Genomic DNA, 14,073 nt, shown 5'->3' with positions numbered 1-14,073 from the left:
TGGGAGGGGTAACAACCTCCCCGACGACGACGCCGACGTTCGGCGAAATCGAGACCATTTCCAGTGTGAGGCCGACCGGTTCCGGTGGCCGTACAGCAGGAGGAAAAGACGTTGACGACATTGCGTACGGCCGTGGACCCCCGCGGCGATCAGTTTCAGGAGAACCGCGCCGTCCAGGAGGCGGCTCTCGCGGAGCTCGATCAGCAACTCGACCTGGCGCGCGCCGGTGGCGGGGCCAAGTACGGCGACCGGCACCGCGCCCGTGGAAAGATGCTGGCCCGGGAGCGGATCGAGCTGCTGCTCGACCGTGACGCGCCGTTCCTCGAATTCTCGTCGTTGGCGGCCTGGGGAACCCAGTTCACCGTCGGCGCCAGCATCGTCACCGGCCTCGGCGTCGTCTCCGGTGTCGAGTGCGTGATCATTGCCCACGACCCGACGGTCCGCGGCGGAACGATGAACCCCTACACGCTGCGCAAGAACCTCCGCGCCCTCGACATCGCCAAGACCAACCGGCTGCCGGTGATCAACCTGGTCGAGTCCGGTGGTGCCGACCTGCCGACCCAGTCCGAGCTCTTCGTGGCCGCGGGCAAGATCTTCCAGGGTCTCTCCGAGCTCTCCGGCATGGGTGTTCCGACCCTCGCCCTCGTGTTCGGCAACTCGACCGCCGGTGGCGCCTACGTGCCCGGCATGTGCGACTACGCCGTGCTCGTGGACAACGCCGCGAAGGTCTTCCTCGGTGGCCCGCCCTTGGTCAAGATGGCGACCGGCGAGGAGTCCGACGACGAGGAGCTCGGCGGTGCGGACATGCACGCTCGGGTCTCCGGCCTGGCCGACCACTTCGCGGTCGACGAACGCGATGCCCTGCGGATCGGGCGACAGATCATGTCGGAGATCAACTGGCGCAAGCACGGCCCGGCTCCCAGCCACGAGCCGGACGCGCCGTTGTACGACGAGGACGAGCTGCTCGGCATCGCCGCCGCGGACTTCCGTGTGCCGGTGGACCCGAAGGAGGTCCTGGCCCGCGTGGTCGACGGCTCCCGCTTCAGCGAGTACAAACCGCTCTACGGCAGCAGCCTGGTCACCGGCTGGGCGTCGATCCACGGCTACCCGGTGGGCATCCTGGCCAACGCGCGTGGTGTGTTGTTCAGCGAGGAGGCCCAGAAGGGCACAGAGTTCATCATGCTGGCCAACCAGCTCGACATCCCGCTGGTCTTCCTGCAGAACTGCACCGGCTTCATGGTCGGCAAGGACTACGAGCAGGGCGGCATCATCAAGGACGGCGCGAAGATGATCAACGCCGTCACCAACAGCACTGTGCCGCACCTGACGATCAACATCGGGGCCTCCTTCGGCGCCGGCAACTACGGCATGTCCGGCCGCGCCTACGACCCGCGCTTCATGTTCACGTGGGTCAACGCGAAGCTCGCCGTGATGGGTGGGTCACAGCTCGCCGGCGTGCTGTCGATCGTGGGGAAACAGGCTGCTGAGGCCGCCGGCCGTGAGTTCGACCTCGAGGCCGACGCCATCAAGACCAAGCAGATCGAGGAGCAGATCACCGCCGAGTCGCACTCGTTCTTCACCAGCGCCCGGCTGTACGACGACGGCGTGATCGACCCGCGCGACACCCGCACAGTGCTTGGAATGGCGCTCTCCGCGGTGCACACCCAGGTCATCGAGGGCAGACGCGGCTACGGCGTCTTCCGAATGTGAGAACGGAACCCATGGCAACCATCAGCAAGCTGCTCATCGCGAACCGGGGCGAGATCGCCTCGCGCATCATTCGCACGGCCCGCAACCTGGACATCGCGTGCGTCGCCGTCTATTCGGACGCCGACGCCGACGCGCCGTGGGTGCACGAGGCGGACGAGGCCGTCCATCTCCCCGGCACCTCGCCCGGTGACACCTATCTCCGCTCCGATCTCGTCCTGGCGGCGGCCAGGGCGACCGGCGCCGACGCGATCCATCCGGGCTACGGCTTCCTCTCCGAGAACGCCGACTTCGCTCGCGAGTGCGCCAAGGCCGGTGTGATCTTCGTCGGTCCTCCCCCCGAGGCGATCGACAGCATGGGCTCGAAGATCGAGGCCAAGAAGATCATGGCGGACGCCGGCGTACCGGTTCTTCCGCAGGTCACCATCTCCGACGACGCGTCGATCGATGGCGAAGCCCTGGCCGCCAGGGTGGCCTCCGACATCGGCTACCCGGTGCTCGTCAAGGCGGCGTACGGCGGTGGTGGCCGCGGCATGCGGATCGTCAACGACGCCGACGGACTGCTGGAAGCCGTCGAGGGCGCGCGTCGCGAGGCCGTGACCTCGTTCGGCAACGGCACCATCTTCCTGGAGCGCTTCCTGGACTCGCCTCGCCACATCGAGGTGCAGATCTTCGCCGACACCCAGGGCAACGTGGTCCACCTGTTCGAGCGTGAGTGCTCGATCCAGCGTCGCTACCAGAAGATCATCGAAGAGGCGCCGTCACCGGTCGTCGACGAGGCGCTCCGTGAGGAGCTCGGCACTGCGGCCATCGCCGCAGGCAAGGCGATCGGGTACGTCGGCGCCGGCACCGCCGAGTTCGTCATGGGCTCCGACGGCCGGTTCTACTTCCTCGAGGTCAACACGCGTCTCCAAGTGGAGCACCCGGTCACCGAGATGATCACCGGCCTCGACCTGGTCCGTCTGCAGCTGCTGGTCGCCGAGGGCAATCCCCTGCCCGAGGAGGCCCTCGACGCCACCATCAACGGGCACGCGATCGAGGTGCGTCTCTACGCCGAGGACGTTGCCGCAGGCTTCCTGCCCGCCACCGGCACGGTGCACGGATTCTCGGTGCCCGACCTCCCCGGCATCCGGGTCGACGCCGGAGTGGTCGACGGCTCGGTGATCAGCGTGCACTACGACGCCATGCTGGCCAAGGTGATCGCACACGGACCCAGCCGCGACGACGCCCGGCGTACCCTCGCCCGGGCGTTGGCCGACAGCCGCCTCCACGGGGTCGTCACGAACCGTGAGCTCCTGGTCGGCATCCTCCGCGAGCCCGAGTTCGCGGCCGGGACCATCGACACCGGCTACCTCGGTCGGCACGACCCGATGACGCTCGCGCAGTCCTGGCGGGCTCCCGAGACGGTCACCGTCCACGCGATCGCCGCTGCCCTGGCCGACCAGGCCTCCCGCCGTGAGACCGCGCGCGTCCTCGGACAGGTGCCGAGCGGCTGGCGCAATGTGCCGAGCGGCTTCCAGGAGGCCGTCTACGGCTTCGACGGCGATGAGTACGACGTGCGCTACCGCTACTCGCGGGGTGCGATCGAGGTCAGTGTCAACGGCGAGGCCCAGCCCGGGACGACCGTGCTCAGTGCATCGCCGGACGTGGTGGACCTCAAGGTCGGCGGCGTGCGCCGTACCTGCACCGTGCGTCGCGTCGACGACATCGCGTTCGTCGACAGTGTGCTTGGTGCAACGACGCTCATCGAGTCGCCCCGGTTCCCGGAACCGGGTTCGCAGAGTGCCCCCGGATCCCTGCTCGCGCCGATGCCCGGCACCGTCGTCAGGATCGCGGTCGAGACAGGTGACACCGTCAAGGCGGGCGAGACCGTCGTCGTGCTCGAGGCGATGAAGATGGAGCACAGCGTCTCTGCCCCGGTCGACGGCAGCGTCTCCGAGATCGACGTCTCGGTCGGACAGGCCGTCGAGCTCGGCACCGTTCTCGCGGTGGTGGAGGAGCAGGAGTCGTGAGCGTCACCTACGAAGTTCGCAACGGCGTCGCCTGGCTGACCATCGACCGTCCGGATGCCCGCAACGCGCTGAACAAGGAGGTCCGCGACGGCCTCTTCGACGGCGTCAGGCGCTTCAATGCCGACGATGCCGCCAAGGTGCTCGTGCTGACCGGCGCCGGGGACAAGGCGTTCTGCGCCGGCGGCGACCTCAAAGAGATGGCCGACAACGCGTTGACGGTCCCGCCGATCGACTTCGTGCCTCAGTTCGGCCGCAACATCGAGGTCTCCAAGCCGACCATCGCCGCCGTCAACGGGGTGGCCCTGGCCGGTGGCTTCCTGCTCGCCCAGACCGCTGACCTGTGCATTGCCTCTGACACCGCGAGGTTCGCGATCAGTGAGGTCAAGGTCGGTCGCGGTGCCCCGTGGGCCGCTCCGCTCTCCTGGCTGGTGCCGCCGCGGGTGGCCATGGAGATCCTTCTGACCGGCGACATGATGAGTGCCGAGCGCGCCCGCGAGGTCGGCCTCGTCAACAAGGTGGTCGCCGCGGACGACCTGGTCGAGGAGACCCAGAAGCTCGCCGAGCGGATCGCCGCCAATGCGCCGCTCTCGGTGATGGCCGGCAAGCGCACCGTCCGGCTGATCGCAGAGATGCCCCTCGCGGAAGCCTTTGACGAGGCGGAGCGCATCTGGGAACCCGTCTACTTGAGCGCCGACGCCCAGGAGGGCCCGGCGGCCTTCCGCGACAAGCGAGCACCCCAATGGGAGGGACGATGACCGCCGTGACCCTGAATGACATGGTGACCGACCTGGCGGCCGAGACCACCGACCTGGCCGGGCTCCTTCTGGGCCTGAGCGCCTCCGAGTGGGAGCTGGCCACACCGGCAGCCGGCTGGGCGGTGCGTGACCAGGTGAGCCACCTGGCGTTCTTCGACGAGGCGGCCATCATCGCGATCACCGAGCCTGACCGGTTCCGACGCGAGGCCGAGACACTGATGGCCCTCGGGCCGGACTTCCCCGATCGGGTGGCCGAGCGCTTCCGCGAGACACCGGTCGTGGACCTGGCGGACTGGTTCGCCGACTCCCGTGCGACGTTGTTGAAGGTCCTCGGTGAGGCCGAAGCGCGCGATCGGGTGCCGTGGTACGGCCCGGACATGAGCGTGATGAGCTGCGCGACGGCACGCCTCATGGAGACCTGGGCGCACGGTCTCGACATCTCCGACACGTTCGGCGTGGAGTGCGTGCCCACCAGCCGGCTTCGACACATCGCTCACCTGGGGGTGAGGACACGCGCCTTCAGCTACGTGCTCCGCGCAAGGCCCGCGCCCGAGGCGGAGGTCCGCATCGACCTGGCGGCGCCCGACGGGGACCGGTGGACCTGGGGTCCGCCTGATGCCGCCCAGTCCGTGACGGGCACCGCGCTCGACTTCTGCTTCGTGGTCACCCAGCGCCGCCACGTGGCGGACACCGACCTGGTCGTCCGCGGGCACGCGGCGGCCGAATGGATGTCCATCGCCCAGGCGTTCGCCGGAGCACCTTCCGACGGGCGGCCGCCCTCACTGCTGGCCAAGGAGATCTCGTGAACAATCGTCGTCCGGTCCGCATCGCCAACTGCTCGGGGTTCTACGGCGACAGGGTCGCCGCCGCCTGGGAGGTGCTCGAGGGTGGCGATGTCGACGTGCTCACCGGCGACTACCTCGCCGAGCTGACCATGCTGATCCTCTGGAAGGCGCGGCAGAAGGACGCCTCGGGTGGCTACGCGAAGACCTTCCTCTCCCAGATGGAGCGGGTGATGGGGACCTGCCTCGATCGCGGGATCAAGGTCGTCAGCAACGCAGGGGGGCTCAACCCGGAGGGCCTGACCGATCGGCTGCACGAGCTGGCCGCCACCTTGGGGCTGTCCCCGCGGATCGCGTGGATCGAGGGAGACGACCTCACCGACCGGTTGCCGGAGCTGGTCGCGGCCGGACATCCCTTGACCCATCTCGACACCGGCAAGGCGCTGGCCGACTCGAACACCAAGGCCGTGACCGCCAACGCCTACTTGGGCGCGTGGGGCATCGTCGACGCCCTCCGGGCCGACGCCGACATCGTGGTGTGCCCCCGGGTCACCGACGCCTCTCTGGTCGTCGGGCCGGCCGCGTGGTGGCACGGCTGGGACCGGAGCGACTACGACGCCCTCGCCGGCGCGGTGGCGGCCGGCCACGTCATAGAGTGCGGGCCCCAGGCGACGGGTGGCAACTACTCGCGCCTGCCGGCCGTCCCCGACAAACGCCGTCCCGGGTTCCCGATCGCGGAGGTGGCTGCCGATGGTCAGGTCGTGATCACCAAGCAGGTCGGCAGCGGCGGCCATGTCTCTCCGGGCACGGTCACGGCCCAGCTGCTCTACGAGATCCAGTCCCCGGCGTACGCAAACCCCGACGTGGTCGCACACTTCGACACCCTCCGCCTCGAGCAGCAGGGCCCCGACCGCGTGCTCATCTCCGGAGCCACCGGCACCGCGCCACCGCCCGACCTCAAGGTCGCGATCAACCAGCTCGGTGGCTACCGGAACACCATGACGCTCGTGCTCACCGGCCTCGACATCGAGGCGAAGGCGGACTGGGCGCGCGCGCAGCTGTTCGACGTCCTCGGTGGGGAGGACACGTTCGACGAGGTCGACGTACGGCTCCTGCGGTTCGACCGCCCCGACGCGGAGACCAACGAGCAGGCCACCGCCCACCTCCGGGTGACCGTCAAGTCGGCGGACAAGAACAAGGTGGGGCGACGGTTCGCCAACGCGACCATGGAGCTCGCGGTCGGCGGGTACGCCGGGTTCCACACCACGACACCGCCCGCCGACGCCAGCGCGTACGGCGTCTACTGGCCGACGCTCGTGCCTCTCGACGTGGTGACGCACAGCGTGGTGCTGCCCGACGGCACCAGACGAGTGGTGCCGCACGGACCCACCGCCACCCCCGTGGAGTCCCAGCCGGTGTCGGCCCTCGGGACCGACGTCACAGCGATCGCGGGTGAGACCCGCAGGGTCCCGCTCGGCACGGTGTGCAGTGCGCGCTCGGGCGACAAGGGGGGCAACGCCAACGTCGGCATCTGGACCGAGGACGAGCGCGGTTTCGCCTGGCTCGACGCCCACCTCACCGTGGAGCGGTTCCGCGAGCTGCTGCCGGAGGCCGCAGACCTCGAGATCCGGCGATGGGCGCTGCCCCGGCTCAACGCCCTCAACTTCGTCGTCGTGGGCCTCCTGGGCGCCGGCGTCGCCGAGACCGCCCGACCCGACCCGCAGGCCAAGGGCCTGGGGGAGTACTTGCGCTCGCGACACGTCGACGTGCCGGTGGCGCTGATCGAGTTGGAAGAGAGCCGACGATGAGCACCGAGATCCTGGTCCGTGACGACGGCCCGGTGAGGGTGCTCACCATGTCCGGACCCTCGCGGATCAACTCGATCGGTGCCTCCACGGCGGAGCAGCTGTGCGACGAGGTGGTGGCAGCGGAGCGGGACGACCGGGTGCACGCCATGGTCCTGACCGGCGAGGGCGAGCACTTCTCCTCCGGTGGCGACGCGGAAGGAGTCCTCGAGGCGGGACTGAGCCGCGACGACGACGCGATGATCCGTTTCATGCGCTCCTACCAGCGTGCTGCCCTCACCATCTGGAACAGTCCGCTGCCGGTGGTCGCCAGCGTGGCCGGCATCGCCTACGGCGGCGCGTTCAACCTGGCCCTCTCGTGCGACCTCATCGTGTGCTCCGAGAACGCCCGCTTCTGCCAGGTCTTCCTGCGGCGCGGTGTGGTCCCCGACTTCGGTGGTGCCTATCTGCTGCCGCGGCTCGTGGGCATGCAGAAGGCGAAGGAGCTGATGTTGCTCGCGGACGAGATCGATGCCGGCACGGCCGAGCGACTGGGCTTGGTCAACTTCGTGGTCCCCAGTGCCGAGGAGTCCCTGTCGACCGCGACCGGGCTCGCCCACCGCCTCGCTGCCCAGTCGCGGATGGCGATGTCGATGACCAAGCGGCTGCTCAACGCCAGCACGGGCGGGACCCTGCAGTCGTCCCTCGAGCTCGAGGCCCTCAGCCAGGCCTCCGTCCTGGGCTCCCAATCGGCGCAGAAGTCCTTCGAGGGCTTCCGCGAACGCTGACCCCCGCGTGCCCGGGCCGGACGAACAGGGCGTCAGAGCTCGACGGCGAGGATTCGCGTGGTGACCAGGCGCAGGTCCTCGGGAAGGCTCGGCCGTTCCCTGAGGTGTTGGGTGCGGCAGGTGTCGATGACCACGGTGAGCATCGCCTGGATGAGGTAGCGGGCCTGGGGCGTGCTGAGCTCGGGCCGGGTCTCGGTGAGCAGGCGCACCCACTCCGCGACGTAGTCGTGCTGAGACCGGCGCACGTCGTGGCGATGGTCGCTCGGGAGGTTGCCCACCTCGGAGACGAGGATGCCGAGCAGGTCGTGGTGGACCATGGCGAAGTCGACGTACGCGGCCAGGGCCTTGTGCAGCGCTTCCTCGGGGGTCGAGGCCGCGGCCAGGGCATTGTTCAGGCCCAGCTGCAGGGGCACGGAGGCGCGGGCGATGGTCGCCGAGAGCAGGTCGGCCTTGCTCGGGTAGTACTTGTAGACGGCCGTGCTCGTGATGCCGACCTCGGCGCCGATGTCGTCCATGGTCACCGATTGGTAGCCGTTCTCGTTGAAGAGCCGGGTGGCGACTGCGAGGATCGCCTCCTTGCGCGAGTGGGGCTGCAGGCCGGTTCGCACCCTGGCGCCCGCTGTGGCCGAGTCGATGGGCGTGGATTGGATCGGCGCGGACGCGACCGCCAGGGCGCTGCGCTGCAGGAGGTCCTTGACCCCGCTCTCCGACATCGGGGTGCGGTGGTACGAGGGGCTGGTCAGCACCGCGAGGACGCACCAGGAGAGCAGGTCCGCGTCATCGAGCGAGATCTCCGGCCGCCTGGCGTGCAGCTGTGCGGCGAACCGCGCCACGAACGCGAAGAAGCGCGCCCGCACCTCTGCTCGGCGCCCGCTCTCGAGGTGTCGGGTCTCCCTGCTCCACAGAACGCCCAGGTCGCGGCGTACGCCGGCCGTCGTGGCGAGTTCGGCGACCATGTCCTCGAGGGGCGGTGGCTCGCCATCCCCGACGGCGTCCGTGCCGCGTTCGAACGCGTCGGTCAGTGCGTGGGCCAGCAGGTCCTGCTTGCTCGAGAAGTGGCGGTAGAGGGCCCCGGCCGTGATGCCGACGGACTCCGCGATCTGGCCGGTGCTCACGTTGGCGTAGCCGTGGCGGTAGAAGAGGTCGCCCGCTGCGGCGATGATCTGCTGCTTGCGGTCTCGAGGACGTCGTCGAGGTGCGGCCGGCGCCGGCCGTGCTGTCACTACCATCTCCGGTCTCCCCTGATCATGCTCCGCAACCATCCAAACAGATGATCGTGAGGTTACTCAAGATTTACTTTTCGGTTAGGATGGGGAATCAACGGTACGGCGAGGCTCCTACTGTCATGCCGCCCACCATTTACTTCTGCTGCCTGGAGGTCCGCATGAGCACCGCCACCACCGACTTCGGACGTCGTCTGACCGTCCCCCTGGTCGCCGCCCCGATGACCGGGGTCTCCGGCCCCGAGCTGGTCGTCTCGGCGTGCCGCAACGGCGTGATCGGGTCCTTCCCGACGCACAACGCCCGCGACGTGGCGGAGCTGGACACGTGGCTGTCCGGCATGAGGCGCGACCTGGCTGACGCCCCGGCGGCACCCATCGCCCCGAACCTCGTCGTGCATCGGACCAACGCTCGCCTTCACGAGGACACCGCCTGCCTGGTGGAGCACGGAATCGAGCTCGTGATCACGAGTGTCGGCTCGCCGACCCCGGTGCTCGAGACCCTGCACGCCTCGGGATGTCAGGTCTATGCGGATGTCGCCACGCTGGCCCAGGCCCGCAAGGCTGCCGACGCCGGTGTGGACGGGCTCGTGCTGCTCTCGGCTGGCGCCGGGGGCCAGACCGGCGCGGCCAATCCCTTCGCCTTCGTGCGCGCCGTGCGTGAGTTCTTCGCCGGAACGGTGGTCCTTGCGGGTGGGGTCTCGGACGGCGTGGCGCTGCTCGCCGCCCGGGTGCTCGGTGCCGACCTCGCCTACATGGGCACCCCGTTCATCGCCACCCGTGAGAGCCTCGCGTCGCAGGAGTACCGCTCCGCCGTCGTGGAGGCGAGCATGGACGACGTCCGGCTCAGCGACCAGGTGGGCGGACTCCCGGCCAGCCTGCTCGCCCAGTGGCTGGAAGGCCGTGAGGCCGGGCCGGTGAGCGCAGGTGACTTCCAGCAGGAACGGCTCGTGGCCGACCCTAGTGTGTGGAGTGCGGGACACGGAGTCACCAGCATCCGTGAGGTCGTTGCCGTCGACGAGCTGGTGGCTCGGGTGCGCCGGGAGTACGACGAGGCGCTGATCGGGCTGTCGGCCCTCGGTGCGGGCTGACCCCCTCACAGCAGCTCGATCCCGGAGACCTTCCACGTTCCACCCTGCTGGACGACGTCGAGCTCGAAGCGGGCCTCGCCTGTCGTGCTCCGGCCGTCCGGCGAGGTGGCCGTCTGCTCGGCCAGCACGAGCAGGCGCCCGTCGTCACCGGTGAGTTCCACGACCCCGATGGCGCGAGGGGTGGTGGTGAGACTGAGTCCGCCCTTCCTGGCCTGGGCCAGGAAGGGCTTGTAGAGGCGGTCGTACTCGTTGATCGCCTCGTCAACGAGTGCAGCCTCGGCTGCGCGACGCGTGGTGCGCACGCGCTTGGGGTCGATCGAGAAGACCTGTTTCACGAGCTGCTCGACGTCCTGGATCACGAGCTCGGTCGTCCCGTCGTCGAGGAACGCCACGTTCTCCACCGACTCGGGATCGTCACCTCCCCTGACCGCGAGGGCCACCCCGAGCCCGGTGACCAGGAGGACGAGGATGGCGAGGACGGCGAGGGCGCCTGTCGACTGCGGGGGCCGGAACCTCACGACTGACCTCCCAGCCTCTGCATCGCCGACAGCTTCCAGCCGTCGGATCCACGCTCCACGAAGCACAGGAACTCGGTGACCCGTGTGGTCTTCTCGGTGCCCTTCTTCTTCGTTTGGATCGTGACGAGGGCCACCGCACGTGCCTCGCCCGCGTCGGCGTCGTACGAGCTGAGGGCGATGCGCCCGATCTCGGTGGTGGACACCGTGCGGGACCTCTTCAGGTCGCGCAACACGGCCTTCTCGCCCTTGCCGACCATCGCGTGCAGCTGCCCGGCGGTGACGTCGGACCACGTGTCGATCAACCCGTCGAGGTCGCGGTAGTCGATCGTGTGGAAGGCCTTCAACCCGTCGGTCGCGGCCTGGACGGCGGCGTCGCGTCCGGCCGCGCGGCCGTCCGTCGGCGAGGTCTCCTCACCCCGGGCCTGCCAGGCGAGCAAGGCGCTGGCCAGCACGCCCACGACCAGCAGAGCGGTGAGGGTGAGTCCGACCGCTCGACGTACGTCCACCCGGGAGAGGCCGGATAGGGACAAGTCCTTCTCGTCGGCCGTGACTTCGGGCTGTGGTGGGTCGTTGTGCTCTACGAACCCCGGATCTGGCGGGACAGACATCTGACTCCTCGGCTCCTTGATCACGCCGCCCAACGTCGTTCGGGGCGGCTGGGCGACCCTGTAAGTAAATACGGGGCTAACCATTTGGGAGAGATTCCCAATCTTCGCCGACGTAACCTAGTGTCGGGTTTTGGCGCCTTTACTGGTTGACAGTATGACCTTCCTCACTGAAACTGTAAACAGAAAGTAAACGGTAAGTAACTTCAGTGGCCTCGAAGGGTGCGACTCATGGCACGAACTGCGGACTCCCCTCCGGCGCTGTCGCCGGTGGACATCGACGAGCGCAGGGTCCGACTCTCGGCCACGATCCGCTCCCTCCTCGACGTCTCGCACCTGCCACCGGGCTCACCCGACGTCGAGGTCCTGGAGAGGGCCGCGGAACGTTGGGCCACGGACGCCCCGACGTCGTTGGCCGATTTGGCCGGTGAGGTCGCGGCAGTCACCGACACCGTCCAGCACCTGATGGCGCAGCCACTTCTGGCTGCCCGGCGGGTCAACGTAGCCCTCGAGCGGCTGCAGAACGCGCGGACCGTCGATGAGGTCCTGCGCTCGGCCGCTTCCGAGCTCGCCTGGGGGTGCGACTTCGACCGGGTGCTCGTGTCGCGGGTCGAGGACTCGTCGTGGCTCCCCGTCGCCTGGCACGCCACCGACTCGGGGAGCGACCAGAACCAGGCCATGGCCGAGTTGCTCCGCGGCAACCGGATCGCACTGGCCAGCGGCATGGTCGAGGCCGAGGCGCTGCGCCGCAGGGCACCGGCGCTGGTGCGCAACACCGCGGTCCAGTCGCGCACCTTCGCGCCGTTCCACGACGTCGGCGGCAGTGCGTCGTACATCGTGGCCCCGATCCTGACCGGAGACCGGGTCTTCGGGCTGCTCCACGTCGACACCGACGCCTCGGGGCGTTCCATCGTCGACAGCGACGTCGCCGCGGTGCGGGCATTCGCCAACGGAGTCGGGTTGATCCTCGAGCGACTTGCCCTCCTCGACAAGCTGATGGCCCAGAAGCAGCACATCAAGTCGGCCCTGGCTGCGGCCGAGCAGGCGGTGGAGGACCTGACGAGCTCTCCGGTGACCCTCGCCGTGCCCAGTCCGAGGAGCAACGCGCCCGCGACCGGGGAGTTGGGGCCGGCCCGGATCGAGGACCGGTTCACGACGCGGGAGCGCGAGGTGTTCGCGCTCCTGATCGGTGGGGCGACCAACGCCCAGATCGCCGACCGCCTGACAGTCTCGGAGACGACGGTGAAGTCGCACGTCAAGCACATCCTCCGCAAGATGAAGGCGACCAATCGTTCGCAGGCGATCGCCCAGTACCTCGCGGCAGGTGAGCGCCGATGATCCCGGGCGACCGTTCCCGAGCGGTGAGTTTCGCCCTGCCGCGTCGCGGCGGGCACACGCACTTCGACCGCGGGCTCCGCCGGCGTGCTGCCGAGCTGTGTGCTGACCTGACCGACGCACTGCACGCGGACCCCGACACCATGGTCCCCGACCCCGGTGTCACCGACCCCGGGTGCGACCGGACCTCGCCGGCGCGCCTGTCCAGGTTGGCCCGCTTCTGCACCGAACGGGCCGAGTTGTCGGCTCCCGTCGACGAGCTGACCGCGCGTCGACTCTACCTGCTGGCCCTGGACCTGCAGCAGCTGGTGCTCGAGCTCCAGCAGGAGGAGCTGCTCTCGAGCACCCGTCGCCTGGAGTCGGTCGGCGACGGACTCTCCCGGTTGCGCACCCTGCCGAACTCGGTCGACATGCTCGAGTCCGTCTGCGAGGAGATCGTCAACCGCTGCGACTTCGGGCGGGTGGTCCTCTCCCGGGTCGACCACGGTTCGTGGGTGCCCAGCACGGCGTTCTTCACCGAGAGCGACTCGTCGTGGTTCTCCGAGTGGATCGGAACCGGTATCGCGTTGCGCGGGGACACGCCCGAGACCCTGCTGCTGACGGAACGTCGGCCGGCAGCGGTCTACGACACCGGAAGCGCGACCGTGCACCGCCAGATCATCATCGAGTCGGGGCAGTCGACCTCCTACGTGGTGGCTCCTTTGATGGCTGCGGGGTCGGTCGGCGGATTCCTCCATGCCGACCACTTCCCCACGTCGCGGCGCGTGGACCAGGTCGATCGTGACGTCCTGTGGGCCTTTGCCGAGGGGCTCACCCGGATCCACGAACGGCTCGTGCTGCTCGAGCGGGTCCGGGACCAGCGCGCGCAGGTCGAGTCGGTGCTGGGGTCCGCACTCGACACGATGGACCCTGCCCCGGGCACCGACCTGCTGGGAGTCAGTGGCAGACTGCCGGCTGCTCCGGAGGTCCTTTCCGAGCTGACCACCCGCGAGGTCGAGGTCCTGCACCTGATCGTCGAGGGCTCCAGCAATCGAGCGATCGGCTCACGCCTGGTGATCACCGAGGACACGGTGAAGTCCCACGTCAAGCAGATCCTGCGCAAGCTGGGCGTGGCCAACCGGGCCCAGGCGATCGCGTGCGTGGCGGGCACGACCGTCAGCTGACCGGCGCCGGCCCTGCCTCTTCGGGTGAGGGATCTCCTCCTCCCGAGCGATGTGGCTCACACCACACTTCCGTGACGCTGAGAGTGCGGCAGCGAAAGGGAAGCAACTATGAGCAGGCACATCCAAGGACCTCGTCGGTCCGGAGCACGCACCATCACTCGACGGGCACGACGCCACGCAGATCGGGGCGCCGCTCTCGTGGTCCTCGGTGTCGTGTCGGCGGCGTGGACGGCGAGTCTCGTCAGCGCCGGTACCGGCGCGGCCAGCGTTGCGGCCCCGTCCACCAGCGACGAGGGCGCCGTCACCGTGCCGT

12 protein-coding genes are annotated in these 14,073 nt (G+C 69.1%); 9 read left to right on the top strand and 3 right to left on the bottom strand.

The window, feature by feature from the left end; translation table 11 throughout:
- Nucleotides 1-111: 111 nt before the first annotated feature.
- From ASD66_RS16255 to ASD66_RS16230, 6 genes are read left to right on the top strand one after another with little or no spacing between them, the layout of a single operon-like run.
- Nucleotides 112-1,710, top strand: coding sequence for an acyl-CoA carboxylase subunit beta (locus ASD66_RS16255; protein ID WP_056891607.1), 1,599 nt, complete (start codon nucleotides 112-114; stop codon nucleotides 1,708-1,710).
- 11 nt (nucleotides 1,711-1,721) lie between these two features.
- Nucleotides 1,722-3,719, top strand: a complete 1,998-nt coding sequence (locus tag ASD66_RS16250; protein ID WP_056891606.1) for a biotin carboxylase N-terminal domain-containing protein — start codon at nucleotides 1,722-1,724, stop codon at nucleotides 3,717-3,719.
- Nucleotides 3,716-4,474, top strand: a complete 759-nt coding sequence (locus tag ASD66_RS16245) for an enoyl-CoA hydratase/isomerase family protein (RefSeq protein ID WP_056891605.1) — start codon at nucleotides 3,716-3,718, stop codon at nucleotides 4,472-4,474. The genes ASD66_RS16250 and ASD66_RS16245 overlap by 4 nt, the downstream gene beginning before the upstream one ends.
- Complete coding sequence (locus tag ASD66_RS16240; protein ID WP_156388745.1) at nucleotides 4,471-5,280, top strand: TIGR03084 family metal-binding protein; 810 nt, start codon at nucleotides 4,471-4,473, stop codon at nucleotides 5,278-5,280. The genes ASD66_RS16245 and ASD66_RS16240 overlap by 4 nt, the downstream gene beginning before the upstream one ends.
- A complete protein-coding gene (locus tag ASD66_RS16235; protein WP_056891604.1) occupies nucleotides 5,277-7,064 on the top strand; it encodes an acyclic terpene utilization AtuA family protein in 1,788 nt (595 codons plus the stop codon). The genes ASD66_RS16240 and ASD66_RS16235 overlap by 4 nt, the downstream gene beginning before the upstream one ends.
- Nucleotides 7,061-7,828, top strand: a complete 768-nt coding sequence (locus tag ASD66_RS16230; RefSeq protein WP_056683548.1) for an enoyl-CoA hydratase/isomerase family protein — start codon at nucleotides 7,061-7,063, stop codon at nucleotides 7,826-7,828. Before ASD66_RS16235 ends, ASD66_RS16230 begins: the two co-directional genes overlap by 4 nt.
- 32 nt (nucleotides 7,829-7,860) lie before the next feature.
- On the opposite strand, the gene ASD66_RS16225 is transcribed toward ASD66_RS16230, so the two are convergent.
- The gene (locus ASD66_RS16225) at nucleotides 7,861-9,057 is read right to left on the bottom strand and encodes a TetR/AcrR family transcriptional regulator (RefSeq protein WP_056683544.1); all 1,197 of its coding nucleotides are present in this window, start codon (nucleotides 9,055-9,057) and stop codon (nucleotides 7,861-7,863) included.
- 155 nt (nucleotides 9,058-9,212) lie between these two features.
- Between ASD66_RS16225 and ASD66_RS16220 the strand changes: the two genes are divergently transcribed.
- Nucleotides 9,213-10,139 (top strand): NAD(P)H-dependent flavin oxidoreductase, encoded by a 927-nt coding sequence (locus ASD66_RS16220; protein ID WP_056683541.1) that lies wholly within the window; start codon nucleotides 9,213-9,215, stop codon nucleotides 10,137-10,139.
- Nucleotides 10,140-10,144: 5 nt separating this feature from the next.
- Here the strand turns inward: ASD66_RS16220 and ASD66_RS16215 are convergent, their stop codons facing one another.
- Nucleotides 10,145-10,657 carry a hypothetical protein gene (locus ASD66_RS16215; RefSeq protein WP_056683538.1) on the bottom strand — a complete coding sequence of 171 codons (513 nt, stop codon included), beginning with the start codon at nucleotides 10,655-10,657 and terminating at the stop codon, nucleotides 10,145-10,147.
- Nucleotides 10,654-11,187 (bottom strand): hypothetical protein, encoded by a 534-nt coding sequence (locus ASD66_RS16210; protein WP_156388744.1) that lies wholly within the window; start codon nucleotides 11,185-11,187, stop codon nucleotides 10,654-10,656. The genes ASD66_RS16215 and ASD66_RS16210 overlap by 4 nt, the downstream gene beginning before the upstream one ends.
- A 306-nt stretch (nucleotides 11,188-11,493) precedes the next feature.
- Here ASD66_RS16210 and ASD66_RS25645 point away from each other — a divergent pair, with 306 nt between their 5' ends.
- Both ASD66_RS25645 and ASD66_RS25355 read left to right on the top strand, forming a co-directional pair.
- Nucleotides 11,494-12,600: a LuxR C-terminal-related transcriptional regulator gene (locus ASD66_RS25645; protein ID WP_082563877.1), complete on the top strand. Its 1,107-nt coding sequence runs from the start codon at nucleotides 11,494-11,496 to the stop codon at nucleotides 12,598-12,600.
- A gap of 23 nt (nucleotides 12,601-12,623) precedes the next feature.
- Nucleotides 12,624-13,760: a helix-turn-helix domain-containing protein gene (locus ASD66_RS25355; RefSeq protein ID WP_235530133.1), complete on the top strand. Its 1,137-nt coding sequence runs from the start codon at nucleotides 12,624-12,626 to the stop codon at nucleotides 13,758-13,760.
- Nucleotides 13,761-14,073 lie beyond the last annotated feature (313 nt).

Origin of the sequence: Nocardioides sp. Root151, from assembly GCF_001427925.1 — a bacterium.
Lineage (GTDB): Bacteria > Actinomycetota > Actinomycetes > Propionibacteriales > Nocardioidaceae > Nocardioides.
This window is presented reverse-complemented; position numbering and strand designations above follow the sequence as displayed.